Annotated in this window: 14 protein-coding genes and 1 tRNA gene; 14 read left to right on the forward strand and 1 reads right to left on the reverse strand. The window is 53.5% G+C overall.

Annotated features, from left to right (window positions below; genetic code table 11):
• Positions 1-426: 426 nt before the first annotated feature.
• Positions 427-503, reverse strand: a tRNA-Arg gene (locus M6D81_RS20305).
• A gap of 450 nt (positions 504-953) precedes the next feature.
• Here M6D81_RS20305 and M6D81_RS20310 point away from each other — a divergent pair.
• The 14 genes from M6D81_RS20310 (at position 954) to hemC (ending at position 17,048) form a co-directional block, all read left to right on the forward strand.
• Positions 954-1,829, forward strand: coding sequence for a hypothetical protein (locus M6D81_RS20310; protein WP_262678843.1), 876 nt, complete (start codon positions 954-956; stop codon positions 1,827-1,829).
• 88 nt (positions 1,830-1,917) lie between these two features.
• Positions 1,918-3,207, forward strand: a complete 1,290-nt coding sequence (gene tig, locus M6D81_RS20315; protein ID WP_262678844.1) for a trigger factor — start codon at positions 1,918-1,920, stop codon at positions 3,205-3,207.
• A 233-nt stretch (positions 3,208-3,440) separates the two neighbouring features.
• The gene (gene clpP, locus M6D81_RS20320; RefSeq protein ID WP_262678845.1) at positions 3,441-4,028 is read left to right on the forward strand and encodes an ATP-dependent Clp endopeptidase proteolytic subunit ClpP; all 588 of its coding nucleotides are present in this window, start codon (positions 3,441-3,443) and stop codon (positions 4,026-4,028) included.
• Positions 4,029-4,052: 24 nt separating this feature from the next.
• The gene (gene clpX / locus M6D81_RS20325; protein ID WP_262678847.1) at positions 4,053-5,309 is read left to right on the forward strand and encodes an ATP-dependent protease ATP-binding subunit ClpX; all 1,257 of its coding nucleotides are present in this window, start codon (positions 4,053-4,055) and stop codon (positions 5,307-5,309) included.
• A 92-nt stretch (positions 5,310-5,401) separates the two neighbouring features.
• The gene (gene ispG / locus M6D81_RS20330; protein WP_262678848.1) at positions 5,402-6,514 is read left to right on the forward strand and encodes a flavodoxin-dependent (E)-4-hydroxy-3-methylbut-2-enyl-diphosphate synthase; all 1,113 of its coding nucleotides are present in this window, start codon (positions 5,402-5,404) and stop codon (positions 6,512-6,514) included.
• A 170-nt stretch (positions 6,515-6,684) separates the two neighbouring features.
• Positions 6,685-8,388 carry an ATP-dependent protease LonB gene (gene lonB, locus M6D81_RS20335; protein WP_262678849.1) on the forward strand — a complete coding sequence of 568 codons (1,704 nt, stop codon included), beginning with the start codon at positions 6,685-6,687 and terminating at the stop codon, positions 8,386-8,388.
• A 37-nt stretch (positions 8,389-8,425) separates the two neighbouring features.
• Positions 8,426-10,801, forward strand: coding sequence for an endopeptidase La (gene lon / locus M6D81_RS20340; protein ID WP_262678850.1), 2,376 nt, complete (start codon positions 8,426-8,428; stop codon positions 10,799-10,801).
• Positions 10,798-11,385 (forward strand): ribosome biogenesis GTP-binding protein YihA/YsxC, encoded by a 588-nt coding sequence (yihA, locus tag M6D81_RS20345; RefSeq protein WP_262678851.1) that lies wholly within the window; start codon positions 10,798-10,800, stop codon positions 11,383-11,385. The genes lon and yihA overlap by 4 nt, the downstream gene beginning before the upstream one ends.
• 227 nt (positions 11,386-11,612) lie before the next feature.
• On the forward strand, positions 11,613-12,203 hold the full coding sequence (locus M6D81_RS20350; protein ID WP_262678852.1) for a non-ribosomal peptide synthetase module: 591 nt from the start codon (positions 11,613-11,615) through the stop codon (positions 12,201-12,203).
• 358 nt (positions 12,204-12,561) lie between these two features.
• Positions 12,562-12,960 carry an adenosylmethionine decarboxylase gene (gene speD, locus M6D81_RS20355; protein WP_262678853.1) on the forward strand — a complete coding sequence of 133 codons (399 nt, stop codon included), beginning with the start codon at positions 12,562-12,564 and terminating at the stop codon, positions 12,958-12,960.
• 200 nt (positions 12,961-13,160) lie between these two features.
• Complete coding sequence (gene hemA, locus M6D81_RS20360; protein WP_262678854.1) at positions 13,161-14,525, forward strand: glutamyl-tRNA reductase; 1,365 nt, start codon at positions 13,161-13,163, stop codon at positions 14,523-14,525.
• 61 nt (positions 14,526-14,586) lie between these two features.
• Positions 14,587-15,408 carry a cytochrome C assembly family protein gene (locus tag M6D81_RS20365; protein WP_262678855.1) on the forward strand — a complete coding sequence of 274 codons (822 nt, stop codon included), beginning with the start codon at positions 14,587-14,589 and terminating at the stop codon, positions 15,406-15,408.
• Between the two features lie 19 nt (positions 15,409-15,427).
• Complete coding sequence (locus M6D81_RS20370) at positions 15,428-16,081, forward strand: precorrin-2 dehydrogenase/sirohydrochlorin ferrochelatase family protein (RefSeq protein ID WP_262678856.1); 654 nt, start codon at positions 15,428-15,430, stop codon at positions 16,079-16,081.
• A 4-nt stretch (positions 16,082-16,085) separates the two neighbouring features.
• The gene (gene hemC, locus M6D81_RS20375; RefSeq protein WP_262678857.1) at positions 16,086-17,048 is read left to right on the forward strand and encodes a hydroxymethylbilane synthase; all 963 of its coding nucleotides are present in this window, start codon (positions 16,086-16,088) and stop codon (positions 17,046-17,048) included.
• The last annotated feature ends 2 nt before the right edge of the window (positions 17,049-17,050 follow it).

The raw sequence follows: 17,050 nt of genomic DNA on the forward strand, positions 1-17,050 counted from the left end.
TACAAAAGTAGCTGAGATGCGGTGGTGGCGAGTGACTTTGTATGAAAAATCGTACAAAAGTGGCTGGGATGCGGTGGTGGCGAGTGATTTTGTATGAAATTTCGTATAAAAGTAGCTGAGATGCGGTGGTGGTGAGTAACTTTGTATGAAAATTCGTACAAAAGTGGCTGGGTTGTGGTGGTGGTGAGTGACTTTGTATGAAATTTCATACAAAAGTAGCTGAGCTGGGCGAATGTGGGTAACATTATGTGGGGAATCATGTAAAAAGCGACGATCGGCGGCAATGAGTGGGGAGCGATAGTTGCTTGGCGACTTAATGAGAGTCAAATGAAAACACGAAAACGAACGAAATCCCCTGAATCCTTGTCATAGCAAGGAATTCAGGGGATTTATGTATCTCATCTATCGTGACGTATCGGAACGTAATGGCGTCCCAGGAGGGATTCGAACCCCCGACAACTCGCTTAGAAGGCGAGTGCTCTATCCGACTGAGCTACTGGGACACGAGCAATAATATAACATGCGATGCCTGTTGATTGCAACCCTTTTTTTGAAAAAAAATAAGATTACCTATTCTGCTCTGGCTCCACCAACGACTCCTACGATCAACAATCAGCAAGCTTGGAGAGTGCGCGAAAGGGGAAGGACAATGAATCGACATAAAGGAGTAGACAAAATTTGCTGCGCAAGGGAGGCGTCGCCACAACCAGCGTCTTAAGCGAGGAGGCCCTAGCTTGGGTGTTAACACGAAGAAGCAATGAGACAGAGCCAAAAGAGGTTTCTCAATAGTACGCGTCATGTTATAATCTTACGCGAGGCTGTACATAACTATATCCATTGAGCTTGAACTCTGGCGGCAAGGCAACAGTACTTATAATGCGTTTATCGGTTAAGGCGGTGTTATCATTACAACTCCTCAAGATCCACCAGAAGAACATAAAGATAATATTTACTTGTTCCCGAGCATGCTTGATCAGTACCAGATCAGCTTAACCCGCATGCTGGAGGCGGAACGGTATGACGAGGCCAAGCGTCTGCTTCGCTTCCTGCTGCAATGCCAAGGCCAGGAGAAGCAGCATTACGAGGAATGGGACAGCCTGCTGGGATGGCTGGATGTCGCTTTCCCCGAGAATGGACAGGAAGCGGAATACGGCGAAGGAGACGAAGAAGAGCTTCGCGAGCAAGCGCTGCAGCCCGCCAGACAGGACAGGGATTACATTAACGGCGTCCTGCATGTCATGGAGCACCATCCCATGATCGACCAGCGTATGCTCGCATTGGAACGAGCTGCATACATAGAATCGGATGAAGTTCATCACAGAATCCGCACCATGCTGGCGGACAAGCAGCTGCATCCCGTCCTGCAGTTCAAGGCTCTGCAATGCCTGAAGAAGCGGGGGGAGAGCGGGGAGATAACGGTTGAGCGGCTGGGCGAGGAAGTGAAGCTGCGTATCGAAGAGACGCCGCTGTCGATTGATGAGTTTCCATCTCCTATACTTCGCATTTTGGAGAGGACCTCCGAAGCTGTGGAAGTGGACGATCCTACGCTGCCACATTTTGCCCAAGAGCTGTGGAAGGAAAGCTTGCAATTTCTATATGGAACCTCTTCTTATCAATGGATGCTGCGGGAGGATGACGGTGCGATAGACTGCTTTGCCGCGGCGCTTCATCTTACGTTGCTGCTGACTGTATACGGCTCGGCCAACGACGATGACATCCGTGATGCCTACGGGATTACGGAAGCGCTAAGGTTTCAATACGAGCAGGCATGCAGGTCGCTGAGAGGAATTGCCTCGCTTCTTCAGCAGGAAGACGAACCTCAGCCTTGAAAAGCTGGTCCAACTTGTTTATACTAGAATGGTTTATGGAACGTGAATACATGTTAAGCATGAGCATTTTTGGAGGGGAAAGCATAAAATGAAAGCAACATGGGAAAAAATAGACAAGAACATCGTCTCTTTGGACGTTGAGGTAGAAGCGGACAAAGTAACGGTAGCGCTTGATCAAGCGTTCAAAAAAGTAGTCAGCAAAGTTAACGTACCGGGCTTCCGCAAAGGCAAAGTGCCTCGCGGCATCTTCGAGTCCCGCTTCGGTGTGGAGAGCCTGTATCAGGATGCAATCGACATCATGCTTCCCGAGGCTTACACTGCGGCTATCAAGGAGAATGAGCTGCAGCCGGTCGATCGTCCCGAGATCGACGTTACACAAATCGGCAAAGGCGAATCCTTCAAATTCAATGCGAAAGTAACCGTTAAGCCGGAAGTAACGCTTGGCGAATACAAGGGCATTGAAATTGAAGCGGTGGAAACAGAAGTGAAGGAAGAGGAAGTTGCGGCTGAACTGGAGCGCCTGCAACAGCGTCACGCCGAGCTGAACGTCGTGGAAGAAGGAGCAGCGCAAAGCGGCGACACCGCTGTAATCGACTTCGACGGCTATGTGGACGGCGAGCAGTTCGAAGGCGGAAAAGCTGAGCGCTATTCCCTGGAGCTTGGCTCCGGTTCGTTCATTCCGGGCTTCGAGGAGCAAGTAGTCGGTATGGAGATTGGAGACTTCAAGGACGTTGAAGTCAGCTTCCCTGAGACTTACCATGCAGAAGCGCTTGCGGGCAAGCCAGCCGTATTCAAGGTGAAGCTGCATGAGCTGAAGCGTAAATCGCTGCCTGAGCTCGACGACGAGTTCGCCAAGGATGTCAGCGAGTTCGACACGCTGGAGGAATACAAGCAAGACCTGTCGAAGAATCTGCAGGAGCGCAAGGAGAAGGAAGCCGAGCAGGCGCGCGAATCATCCGTTGTCGAGAAAGCTGCCGAAGCTGCTGAAGTGGAAATTCCGGAAGCGATGATCGATACGGAAATCGACTATATGTTCAAGGACTTCGAGCAGCGCCTGAGCATGCAAGGCATGAACCTTGACCTGTACTACCAGTTCTCCGGACAGAACGAAGAAGCGCTTCGCGGTCAGATGCGCAGCGATGCGGAGAAGCGCGTTCGCAACAACCTGGTTCTGGAAGCTATTGCGAAAGCGGAAGGCTTCGAGGTGTCCGACGAGGATCTGACGGAAGAACTGGAGAAGCTGTCCAAGCAGTACAACCGTCCTGTAGAGGAACTGCGCAGTATTTTCGAGAAGAACGGCAACCTGGACAGCCTGAACGAAGATGTGCTGCTTCGCAAGACGATCAACTTCCTGCTTGAAAACAGCCAAACAGCTTAAACAAAGGCTGGTAGCCTTTGAACCACATAATGGCTTTACCCAAGATAAGGCGCGTGTATGATACGTGCCTTATTTTGACCTTACATATCTCAAGTTGAGAACTTTAGCATGCAATCTCCATACATATGAATGAACCGCAGCCGTATACTGTAGTATTGGAAAATGACATCACAAACCGAACATGTTACAATGAAAGTGCTATTCAAGTCCAAAAAAGAAATGAGGTTGGTCGCATGAATCTGGTACCGATCGTAGTTGAACAGACGAATCGCGGGGAACGATCGTATGATATCTACTCCCGATTGCTGAAGGATCGCATTATTTTTCTCGGGAGCGCGATAGACGACGATGTTGCTAACTCCGTTATCGCTCAGCTGCTTTTTTTGGCGGCCGACGATCCGGAGAAGGATATCCATCTCTATATCAACTCTCCAGGCGGTTCTGTCACTGCCGGAATGGGAATATATGATACGATGCAATACATCAAGCCGGATGTATCCACGATCTGCATGGGAATGGCGGCTAGCATGGGTTCACTGCTCTTGACTGCAGGCGCCCAAGGCAAGCGCTTCGCGCTTCCCAATGCCGAGGTTATGATTCACCAGCCTCTGGGCGGCGTGCGCGGCCAGGCTACGGATATCAAGATTCATGCCGATTGGATCCTGAAGACGAAGCAGAAGCTGAATCAAATCTACGTGGATCGCACGGGTCAGCCATATGAGAAAATCGACCGGGATACGGACCGCGACTATTTCATGAGCGCCGAAGAAGCGCTTCAGTACGGTCTGATTGACAAGGTCATTACTTCTCCTGTATTGTAATGTTTTAATTGAAGGGGTGAGCGCATGTTTAAATTCAACGACGAGAAGGGTCAATTAAAATGCTCGTTCTGCGGCAAGTCGCAGGAACAGGTTCGTAAGCTTGTCGCCGGACCCGGCGTCTATATATGCGATGAGTGCATCGAATTGTGCACGGAGATAGTGGAGGAAGAACTGGGTGGCGAAGAGGATCTGGATCTGAAGGATATTCCGAAGCCGCAAGAGATCCGTGCGATTCTGGATTCTTATGTTATCGGGCAGGAATCCGCGAAGAAGTCTCTGTCGGTCGCCGTATACAACCATTACAAGCGGATCAATTCCGGCAGCAAGATTGAAGATGTAGAGCTGCAGAAGAGCAACATTTTGCTTCTCGGCCCTACGGGTTCGGGCAAGACACTGCTTGCTCAGACGATGGCCAAAATATTGAACGTGCCGTTCGCGATTGCTGATGCTACTTCATTGACGGAAGCGGGTTATGTGGGCGAGGATGTGGAGAACATTCTGCTCAAGCTGATCCAGGCTGCCGACTATGACGTAGAGAAAGCGGAGCGGGGCATCATCTATATCGACGAGATCGACAAGGTTGCGCGCAAATCCGAGAATCCGTCCATTACCCGCGACGTGTCGGGTGAAGGCGTACAGCAAGCGCTGCTTAAGATTCTGGAGGGCACGGTCGCTTCCGTTCCGCCGCAAGGCGGACGCAAGCATCCGCATCAGGAGTTCATTCAGATCGATACGACGAATGTTCTGTTCATCTGCGGCGGAGCGTTCGACGGTTTGGAGCAGTTGATCAAACGTCGTATCGGCAAGAAGGTAATTGGCTTCAATTCGTCCGGCGAGACTCAGAAGGACTTGAAGCCGGGCGAATATCTGTCCATGGTATTGCCGGAGGATCTGTTGAAATTCGGATTGATTCCGGAATTTGTGGGCCGCTTGCCGGTCATCTCCACACTGGAGCCGCTCGACGAGCCGGCGCTGGTCCGCATTCTGTCGGAGCCTAAGAACGCGCTGGTGAAGCAGTATCAGAAGCTGCTGGAAATGGACAATGTGAAGCTGGACTTCGAGCCTGCCGCATTGGACGCTATCGCGAAGGAAGCGATCAAGCGCAATACGGGCGCCCGCGGTCTGCGGGCGATTATCGAAGGCATCATGCTGGATGTCATGTACGACGTGCCGTCCCGCGACGATGTGAGCACTTGCCTCATTACTGAGAAGTCGGTGCGCGAGAAGATTATGCCGGAGCTTTCGACCAAGAAAGGCAAGAAGAAGGAAGAGAGCGCCTGATCGACGTTTATTACAGCCAAAGCATCCACCCCTGCCGGGAGGCACCACTACGGACAGCGGGTGGACTTTGGCGTTCATGGGAGAGATAACTTATGTATTTACGTCAAGATACGGTAGCGGTCAAAGTAGGCGATCTGACGATCGGCGGCAGCAACGAAGTTATTATTCAGAGCATGTGTACGACCAAAACGGCCGATGTGGAGGCGACGGTGTCCGAAATATTGCGTCTGGAGGAAGCGGGCTGCCAGATCGTCCGCGTAACGGTGAACAATATGGAAGCCGCTGACGCAATCAAGGAGATTAAGCAGCGCATTCATATCCCGCTGGTGGCCGATATTCATTTCGATTACCGGCTGGCTCTGGCTGCCATCGAGAACGGTGTCGACAAGGTGCGCATCAATCCGGGCAATATCGGCCGCCGCGAGAAGGTGGAAGCTGTCGTGCAGGCGTGCAAGGAGAAGGGCATCCCGATCCGGATCGGAGTGAACGCAGGCTCTCTGGAGAATCACTTGCTGGAGAAATACGGCTATCCGACGCCCGAGGCGATGGTGGAGAGCGCGCTGTTCCATATCGGCATATTGGAGGAGCTGGACTTTCACGACATTATCGTGTCTCTGAAAGCTTCCGACGTGCCAATGGCGATCGCCGCCTACCGCATGGCCGCCGAGAAGATCAAGTATCCGCTCCATCTGGGCATTACGGAGGCGGGCACGCTGCACGCCGGTACGATCAAGAGCTCCGCCGGCATCGGCGCATTGTTGGCTATGGGAATCGGCAATACGGTTCGCATCAGCTTAAGCGCAGATCCGGTAGAGGAAGTGAAGGTGGCCCGCGAGCTGTTGAAATCGTTCGGACTGATAACCAATGCCGCGACTCTCGTATCTTGTCCGACTTGCGGAAGGTTGGATATTGATTTGTTCTCCATCGCCAATGAGGTGGAGGATTACATCTCTAAGATTAAAGTGCCGATCAAAGTATCCGTCCTTGGCTGCGCCGTGAACGGACCCGGCGAAGCGAGAGAAGCGGATATCGGCATCGCTGGTGCAAGAGGCGAAGGACTGCTGTTCCGGTACGGCGAGATCGTTCGGAAGGTGCCGGAGGCGGACCTTCTGGACGCCTTGAAGCAGGAGATAGACGAGATTGTCCGCGTCTATGAAGAGACCGGAGAAATACCGGGACGCAAGCAGCATTCTCACAGCGGATAGAGAAGCGGCTTATCGTCGCCCCATGAAGAAGGGGCGGGATAAGCCGCTTTTTTTGCGCGTGGAATGCAGTCTGTGCGGTTATTCCGACTTTCAAGAGGCAATACTGTCATAATACGGATAACTATGACGGTCAGCGAGGAGCCGTCACGCTTGAAAGGGGCGGATAGAGCATGAATTTGAGTCTCGTGTTAATGTTAGTGCAAGTGTTTTTCGCCGTTGTGATAGGCATTTATTTTTGGAATTTGCTGCGCAATCAGAAGACGAACCGGTCGGCGGTCGACCGTGAATCCCGCAAAGAGATGGATAAGCTGAGAAAGCTGAGATCGATATCGCTGACGAAGCCGCTGGCCGAGAAGACGCGTCCGCAATCCATGGTGGATATTGTAGGGCAGAAGGATGGATTGCGCGCGCTGAAGGCTGCGCTCTGCAGCGCAAACCCGCAGCATGTCATCATATACGGTCCTCCCGGCGTAGGCAAGACGGCGGCGGCGCGCGTCGTCTTGGAGGAAGCGAAGAAGAATCCCTCTTCTCCCTTCCTTCCTGAAGCGAAATTTACGGAGATCGATGCGACGACCGCCCGCTTCGACGAGCGGGGCATTGCCGATCCGCTGATCGGTTCCGTCCATGATCCTATTTATCAAGGTGCGGGAGCGATGGGAGTAGCGGGCATTCCGCAGCCGAAGCCAGGCGCTGTGACGAAGGCGCACGGAGGCATTCTGTTCATTGACGAGATCGGTGAATTGCATCCCGTGCAGATGAATAAGCTGTTAAAGGTGCTGGAGGATCGCAAAGTGTTCCTGGAGAGCGCTTATTACAACTCGGAAGACAGCAATATCCCGACTTACATTCATGACATCTTCCAGAATGGACTTCCGGCGGACTTCCGGCTTGTCGGAGCTACTACGCGCTCGCCGGGAGATATTCCGCCCGCCATTCGCTCCCGCTGCATGGAGGTGTACTTCCGGCCGCTGCTGGCGGATGAGATTGCGCTCGTCGCGGAGAATGCAATCAAGAAGATTGGCTTCGGGCCCTGCCCGGAAGCGATTGACGTGGTGAAGAAATACGCGACGAACGGTCGCGAGGCGGTTAATGTCATTCAACTGGCCGCCGGCGTGGCACTGTCGGAGAAGCGCGAGAGCATCGCCGCTGCGGATATCGAATGGGTCGTGAACAGCAGCCAGATTCCGCCGCGACCGGATCGCAAGGTGCCGGACAAACCGCAGGTCGGCTTCGTGAACGGGCTCGCTGTGTACGGTCCGAATCTTGGTACGCTGCTGGAAATTGAAGTGAGTGCGATACCTGCGGCAGCCGGCAAGGGCGTATTTACGATTACAGGCGTCGTGGACGAAGAAGAGCTGGGCGGCGGCAGCAGGACGCTGCGCCGCAAGAGCATGGCGAAGGGCTCGGTGGAGAATGTGCTTACGATACTCCGCCGCATCGGATTCAATCCCTACGACTACGACTTGCACATCAATTTCCCCGGCGGCACGCCGATTGACGGACCTTCCGCGGGCATTGCTATGGCGACTGCGATTGCTTCGGCCATAAGAAGGGTTCCGGTTGACAATAAGCTGGCGATGACGGGCGAAGTTGGCATACACGGGAACGTCAAGCCTGTCGGCGGTGTACTGGCGAAGGTGGAGGCTGCATTCCAGGCGGGGGCGGTGCGCGTCATTGTTCCGAGGGAGAACTGGCAAGCGATCTTCAAGGATCTGGAAGGCCTTCAGGTCATCCCTGTAGATCGTGTCGAGGAAGTATTCAAGTACGTATTCCCGGAAGAGAAGGTCGTTCCGGAGGGGATGGAGAAGCCTGCGGGATCGGATGTGTACATCGCGCCGGGCATTCCATATTTGCAGGCGGATTCAACGGAGTGATACAATAAAGTGATGTTAATGATTGGAGGTGCCAAGGATGGGAACTGGCAAAGGGAAGGGCCGCCGATTGCCCCTGCTTCCGCTTAGGGGGCTTCTCGTATATCCCAGCATGGTGCTCCACCTGGATGTGGGAAGGGACAAATCGGTGCGCGCGCTGGAGCGCGCGATGGTTGAAGATCATAGAATACTGCTCTGTTCGCAGTCTGAAGTGAACATTGAGGAGCCGACCCGCGAGGATATATACAAGGTCGGCACCGTTGCGAAAGTAAGACAGATGCTGAAGCTGCCCAACGGCACGATCCGCGTTCTGGTGGAGGGCGAAATTCGCGCCGAAGTGCAGAGCTACTTGGACAATGAGGAGTTTTACGAGGTGCTGGCAAAGGAACTGCCGGAAGAGGTGACGGACGATCCCGCGGTAGATGCGCTGATGCGTTCTGTACTGAATCAATTCGAGCACTATATCTCGCTGTCCAAGAAGGTGACACCTGAGACGTATGCGGCCGTATCGGACATCGACGAGCCCGGCCGCCTGGCAGATGTCATTACGAGCCACCTGACGCTGAAGATTAAAGACAAGCAGGATATACTGGAGACGATCGACGTCTCGGCTAGGCTGGAGAGGCTGCTTGATCTGCTGAACAATGAACGGGAAGTGTTGGAGCTGGAGAAGCAGATTAGCCAGCGCGTGAAGAAGCAGATGGAGAAGACGCAGAAGGAATATTACTTGCGCGAGCAGATGAAGGCGATCCAGAAGGAGCTTGGCGAGAAGGAAGGCCGGGCGGGTGAAGCGGAAGAGCTGAGAAGCCAGCTGGAGGAAGCCGCGGTTCCGGACAGTGTGCGGGATAAGGTGAACAAGGAAATCGACCGCCTGGAGAAGATGCCGTCCGCTTCTGCGGAAGGGGGCGTCGTCCGCAATTATATCGATTGGATATTGTCCTTGCCGTGGAGCAAGCGCACGGAGGACGATCTTAGCATAAGCAAAGCCGAGGAAATATTGAACGACGATCATTACGGTCTGGAGAAGCCGAAGGAGAGAGTGCTGGAGTATCTCGCCGTGCAGCAGCTGGTGAAGAAGCTGAAGGGACCGATTCTGTGTCTGGCAGGCCCTCCGGGAGTCGGCAAGACGTCTCTGGCGCGCTCCATCGCCAAGTCGCTCGGACGCAAGTTCGTCCGTATATCGCTAGGCGGCGTTCGCGACGAAGCGGAGATCAGAGGTCATCGTCGCACCTATGTAGGAGCGATGCCGGGGCGGATTATGCAGGGCATGAAGACGGCGGGAAGCAGGAATCCCGTCTTCCTGCTGGACGAGATCGACAAGATGGCAATGGACTTCCGCGGCGATCCGGCCTCAGCGCTTCTGGAAGTACTGGACCCGGAGCAGAACAGCACGTTCAGCGACCATTATATCGAGGTGCCGTTCGATTTGTCCCATGTCATGTTCGTGACGACGGCGAACGCGATACACAATATTCCGCGTCCGCTGCTTGACCGTATGGAAGTACTCTACATTCCGGGGTATACGGAGCTGGAGAAGGAAGAGATCGGCAGACGATACTTGTTCCCGAAGCAGATGGAAGAGCACGGGTTGGAAGAGGGGCAGCTGGAGCTTGCAGATGAAGCGCTGCGGCTAATTATACGCGAATATACAAGGGAAGCTGGCGTCCGCAACCTGGAGCAGCAGCTGGCGGGCATATGCCGCAAGGCAGCCAAGCAATTCGTGTCCAATAACCATGAAGGCGAAGGCGCCATTGTGGTCGATGTGGAGCAGGTGAAGGAATGGCTTGGTCCTCCTAAATTCCGCTACGGCCTTGCGGAACAGGAAAATCAGGTGGGAGCCGTTACGGGGCTTGCATGGACGGAGGTCGGCGGCGATACGCTCGTGATTGAAGTGACGGTCATGCCGGGCAGCGGCAAGCTCACCTTGACCGGCAAGCTGGGCGATGTCATGAAGGAATCGGCGCAGGCCGCATTCAGTTATATCCGGACGCGGGCCGAGGCGCTCGGCATCGATCCCGGGTTCCATGAGAAGAACGATATTCATATTCATATTCCGGAAGGAGCGATACCGAAGGACGGTCCTTCGGCGGGGATTACGATGGCTACTGCACTCATCTCCGCCCTGACGGGACGCTACGTATCGAGAGAGGTGGCGATGACCGGAGAGATTACGCTGCGCGGCCGCGTACTGCCGATAGGCGGACTGAAGGAGAAGTCTCTCGCCGCTCACCGAGCGGGCATCAAGAAGGTGCTGCTGCCGAAGGACAACGAACGCGATCTGCGGGATATTCCGGACAGTGTAAGGGAAGAGCTGACCTTCGTGCCCGTATCTCACATGGATGAAGTGCTGGAGCATGCGCTGCTGCCGGCGGAGCAAGAGGGAGAGAAGGAGGAGGCTTTAAACCCGTTATCATGAAAATTAAAGACGTGCAATTTGTAATTAGCGCTGTCAGGCCAGAGCAATATCCGGAGGACGGCTTGCCGGAGATTGCCCTGGCGGGGCGGTCCAATGTGGGGAAGTCTTCCCTCATCAATACGATGATTATGCGCAAAAATTTGGCAAGAACGAGCTCTCAGCCGGGCAAAACGCAGCAGTTGAACTACTATCGGGTCAACGATATGGTTTACCTGGTCGATTTTCCGGGATACGGATATGCCAAAGTGTCCAAGGTGCAGCGCGAGAAGTTCGGCGTGATGATCGAAACTTATCTGAGAGAACGCGAGCTGCTCAAGCTTCAGCTGCTCGTCGTCGATATTCGCCACGCGCCGTCCGCGGACGACTGTCTCATGTACGATTGGCTGAAGCATTACGATATTCCGACTTGCGTCGTCGCGACGAAAGCGGACAAAGTGCCGAAATCCAAATGGCCGAAGCACATGAAGCTGGTCAGGGAGACACTCGGCATGGACGCCAGAGATACGATGGTGCTGTTCTCTTCGGAATCGGGTCTCGGGCGGGATGAGCTTTGGCAAATGATTGCGGAGCGTGCAGCTACTTAATCGCAACATTGGGGAGAAAGTTCAGGAAGTTGTTAAATAAAGCGGAGCATAGATGAAAAAAGTTTGGATTCCTCTTGAATTACTCCGAAATTTCTTGAAATATGCTCAAATTTGATGACTCGCAAGGCAGGAATATATCGCATAGATCACGTATAATAGAAGAATGGAAGTGCAAAAGGCGGACGCTGCTCAAGTGCAGCGAAAGCAAAAGAATTGAGGAGATTTTTATGGCTAAGCGGCTAGCCACAGAGTATGTAAATGCCAAACTGCAGTTAACGAATGAAGAGATGACGCGATTTATTGCATTTATGGAGGATCAACAATTGCGGCTTCAGGTGCTGGTGCTGGATCATGGCAGCCAGCGGCTCGTTCTTCAGGATGTAGCAGGGAGGGAGGAAATTCGTCTAACCTTTGAGCGGCAGCATCACTACTACGTATGCAAGCTCAATTGCCGTGTTGTACAACCAAGGCTGACCAATGCGCTGCGCAAAGCGGTATCTACATTCCGCGGCAATGCGATCGTCAACCGGATTTATAGCCATTATACGATGATCTATCACTATAGGAACGGCACAGTTCACAAAATTATCGAAAGCACGGCAGCAGGCGAGCGCATCGTATTCGAGCACAAGGATACGCTTGGCGCGCTGGAGCGGTTGTTCCAGAGCCGGCTGGTGGAACGCGAGATCGGCCTACTGCAAGGCGCTGTGAATGAACTGCTGGATTTGCGCAATCAGACGCGGGATCGCGGCGAGCTTGCCGCAATCGACGAGCGATTGCGAGAGTTGACGCGCAAGCTGTTCGTATTGGAAGCTTAATGTCTGCGCAATAGGCGGATGCATTCCGGGCCGGGCCACCCAATGGTGGTCCGGATTTTTTTAAGTACGCAACGATACGGGCAAGGTGTATCAACACGCTTCGGTCGCACATACATTAGTTTCGGAGATGAATTTTTGCCAATTGTGGGTGAAAACAAAAATAACTGTTGCAATTATCGCGGATAGATGTTATTTTTATTTTCGTTGAAAACATTGCTTATTGAACAAAATTAGGAACCAGGATTCACTCAGGACATGGATATGTTGCGAGAGATTAAACCCTCGGGAAGTGAATGACGTAGGTCCTAGCGGATGAAATTTTTCAAACATTTTATTCCTAGGAAGGGGGAACCGGAAGATGGAATATTCAACTTTCGGAAGACACGTTGCTGTTGATGCTTGGGGTGTAGATTTTGATTTGCTGAACAGCGCTGAGTTTTTGCAGTCACACATGGTAGAAGCCGCCGAGGCATGCGGTGCTACAGTATTATCGGTGCAAGGTAAACAATTTGAACCTCAAGGAGCGACAGTGCTCGTGCTGCTGTCTGAGAGCCACCTCTCGATCCATACGTATCCTGAGAGAGGATTCGCCGCGCTGGATTGTTACACTTGCGGTGAAACCGTCGATCCTCAGCTGGCGATCGATTACATGCTTTCCGTATTGAAGCCGACGACGACACATGCCAAGAAGCTTGTGCGCGGTCTGGGCGAGATGCAAGTGGAAGAGCCGAAAATGAAACAAACCGAGCTGGTATAGGTTTGCTCGGATAGTGTACGATATTGGGATAACCATGGACTTGATCCATGGTTATTTCTTTGCAGATATGGGGAATAATGATGTTGTATTTTTCAAACATTATTCATAAATGAATCTAGAGTACATGTCGAATTATGCTATAATATTCGTTGATAAACAAGGGTCGTACAGAAATCACAAGGGGGCAGGTGAAGCGAGAGATGCATATTATTGCTGTCGGGCTCAATTATCGAACCGCGCCGGTGGAAGTCAGGGAGAAGTTCACATTCAGCCAGAGCGATCTGCCGCATGCGCTCCATCAGCTGATGAATACGAAGAGCATTCTGGAATGCGTCATCGTCGCCACCTGCAACAGGACCGAGCTGTACGCCGTCGTGGACAGGCATCATATATGCGGTCATTATATCCGCAGCTTTATGGAGAACTGGTTCAAGCTGGAACGTCAGCATTTCACGAACCACTTATACATGTACGAAGACGATAAAGCGATAGAGCATTTGTTCCGCGTCACAAGCGGCCTGGATTCCATGGTTATCGGCGAGACGCAAATATTGGGGCAGGTGAAGGACGCATTCCTGCTGTCGCAGCGTGAGAAGACGACGGGCACGGTATTCAATATGCTGTTCAAGCAGGCCGTGACGATGGCCAAGCGGGCGCATTCCGAGACGTTGATCGGGGAAGCCGCCGTATCCGTCAGCTATGCGGCGGTTGAGCTTGGGAAGCAGATATTCGGCCAATTCGCGAAGAAGACGGTCATGGTCATAGGCGCAGGAGAGACGGGCGAACTGACAGCGAAGCATCTGTATGCGAATGGGGCCGACCGTGTCATCGTCGTGAACCGGACATTCGATCGGGCGATGCAGCTTGCGGACAAGTTCAATGGCGTGCCTTGCTCCATGGAGGAGGTGCGGCACAAACTGCAAGAGGTGGATATCATCATTAGCTCGACCGGCTCGCAAGGTTACGTGCTTGCGCGAGACAATGTAGCGGAAGCGATGAAGCGGCGCAAGTCGAGGCCGCTGTTCATGATCGATATTGCGGTTCCGCGAGATATTGATCCTTCCATTGCTTCTATCGAGAATGTATTCCTGTATGACATAGACGATCTGGAGGGTATCGTGCAGAGCAATCTGGAGATGCGCAGGCAGGAAGCCGCGAAGATTGAAGCGATGATCAGCGAAGAGATGGAGCTGTTCCAGCAATGGTACAGAACGCTTGGCGTCGTTCCTCTTATCCGCGCTCTTCAGACGAAGGCGGAAGATATCCACAAGGAGACGATGGCCAGTCTGACGAACAAGCTTCCTGCTCTGGAAGAGCATGAGCTCAAGGTCATCCGCAAGCTTACGAAGAGTATGGTCAGCCAGATGATGCATGATCCCATCCTGCGCATTAAGGAAGCGGCTGGCGAGAGACGGGCAGAGGAAGCGATGGATATGTTCGTGAAGTTGTTCGCACTGGAAGGTCAGCTCTTGGAGCAGCAAGAGACCGCCAAGCCGCAAGCCGCCAAATCCGGAGGCAGCGCGTCTCATTCGAAAGCGCCGGCAGCAGCTCTGGCTCGTACGTGACTCCTTCCTCCTGACAGGAGAGAAGGAGACGCAGATTCCAGCAAGCTTGCGAGGTGGTAGGATGATGGGAACAGCCAAGTGGATATATGATGCAGTGCTTTATATTTATGCCCTGAGCTTACTGTTTTATTTCTCCGACTTTATGCATGCGAACCGGAGGGCGAAACGGATAGGTACAGGGCTGCTTATTTTTGTATGGGTTTTGCAGAGCGCCTATCTGGTCCAACGGCTCACATCGCTCATCCAGATGGATATAGTCAGCTTGAGCGGGCTGGAATATTGGTTTATTTTTTCCTGGCTTATGATCACAATTACGTTAGTCATTCATCAATTCTTCTTTATCGATTATGTTGTGTTTTTTGTCAATATTATCGGTTTTGCCGTATTCGCCCTGCATTTGTACAGCGGGACGGCGGAGGGACAGTCGCTGGATATCTGGCAGGCGACCAGAGAATTGCTGTTCGTACATATTAGCCTCATCTTATGCGCCTACGCTACATTGACCATCGGCGCCGTTCTTGCCGGCATGTACTTGTACTTGCACCATCGGCTCAAGAGCAAGCGCTGGTCGCAGGCTGTGCGGCGCTTCCCCAGCTTGGATCGGATCGAAAGGTATATGGACCGCACCATCGTCATCGGTGTGCCACTGCTGGCCTTGTCGCTTGCAATTGCGATTATATCCCTTCTTGTGGAGGGCAAAGCGATTCTGCTGCTTGATTGGAAAGTGATTACTTCCTTCTTGTCGCTCCTCATCTTCGTCATCTATGTCTATATGCGGGCGCTGGACAAGTATCCCGGACAACAGCTGGCCAAGCTCAATATTGTCGCGTTCGTCATTCTTGTCTTCAACTTCATGACGAGCTCGTTGTCATCATTTCATTAGAAAGCGGAGGATTGCCGCAATGAGCGAAACGACGCCGAGCGATTATTACCCGATTATGATGCGGCTGCAAGGCAAGCGCTGTCTCATTGTAGGCGGCGGTCCCGTAGCGGAGCGCAAGCTTGAGGGGCTTCTGGCCGCAGCCGCGGACGACATCGTCCTCGTCAGTCCCGATGCGACGACGGAGATTGAGAAGCTGGCCGCAGCCGGGCGGCTTCGTTGGGAACGGAGGCGCTATCGCGAGGAGGATCTGGCTGGGGCGTGGCTAGTGTTCGCCGCTACCGGCGACAAGGAGCTGAACGCCTCCATCGGACGGCTTGCGGAGTGCAGCGGCAGGCTTACGAATGTAGCGCACGAGTCCGAGTTGGGCAGCTTTATTACACCTAGCATTCTACGGAGGGGGGAACTGCTCATGACCGTCACTGCATCCGGCAACAGTCCTTCCTTCTCCCGGCTGCTCAGGAAAGAGCTGGAAGAGCACTACGGCGATGAGTATGGAAGAGCCGTTGAGCGACTGGGACAATTAAGGGAGCTGGCACTGGAACAGTTGGCAGATGGGAAGCTCCGGAGGGCCGTGCTGGAGCAAGCTGCCGGTGAAGCGCTGGCAGGTGGGAACGAGCATAATGATATTCAACAATGGCTGAACGAATTGGCGGACAAGATAAGGGGGAGGTAGTTGTATGACTGGTACAAGTGGAACGCATCGCGTCATTACGGTCGGCACAAGGCAGAGCTCCTTGGCGCTCACGCAGACGGGGCAAGTCATTGCGCAATTGGAGGAGATTTGCGAGAGGCACGGCTTGCCCTATACTTTTCAGATACAGAGGATCGTGACGAAAGGCGACCGCATACTGGATGTGACGTTATCCAAGGTAGGAGGCAAGGGGCTGTTCGTCAAGGAGATTGAAGCTGCGTTGATGGCAGGGGAGATCGACATGGCTGTCCATAGCATGAAAGACATGCCATACGTGCTGCCGCAGGGCTTGTGCAATGGGGCGACAACGAAGCGCGAGGACCCCAGAGACTGCCTGATCATGCGCAGCGGAAGCAGCTTGCAGGACCTGCCGCACGGAGCGAAGGTGGGCACAAGCAGCCTTAGACGCTCCTGCCAGCTGAAGAATGCCCGACCCGATCTGAAGCTGGAGTGGATACGCGGCAATATCGATTCCCGCATGCGCAAGCTGGAGACGGAAGGCTTCGATGCCGTTGTACTGGCCGCAGCGGGACTGAGCCGTATGGGCTGGCAGGACAAAATATCGGCCCTGCTGCCCCAGGACGTATGCGTGCCTGCTGTAGGCCAAGGTGCGCTCGGCATTGAATGCCGAGAGGACGATGAAGGAGTAAGGGAGCTGCTCGGCTTGTTGAACGACGCCGATACAGATATTGCCGTTGCGGCGGAGCGCAGCTTCCTTGGAGCACTGAACGGCGGATGTCAGGTGCCAATAGGCGCATATGCGTCCATCATAGGGGAGCAGGACGGCCAGCCGCTGCTGGAAATGACGGGAATTGTCGGCACGCCGGACGGAACGGTGATGCTGAAGGAGATCAAGCGCGGAACCGATCCGACAGCTCTGGGCAAGGATGTGGCGGAAGCTCTGAGGGCAGAAGGAGCGGAAGACATATTGGCTCAATATGGGGGATAGCC

Source organism: Paenibacillus sp. J5C2022 (genome assembly GCF_025567625.1).
GTDB lineage: Bacteria > Bacillota > Bacilli > Paenibacillales > Paenibacillaceae > Pristimantibacillus.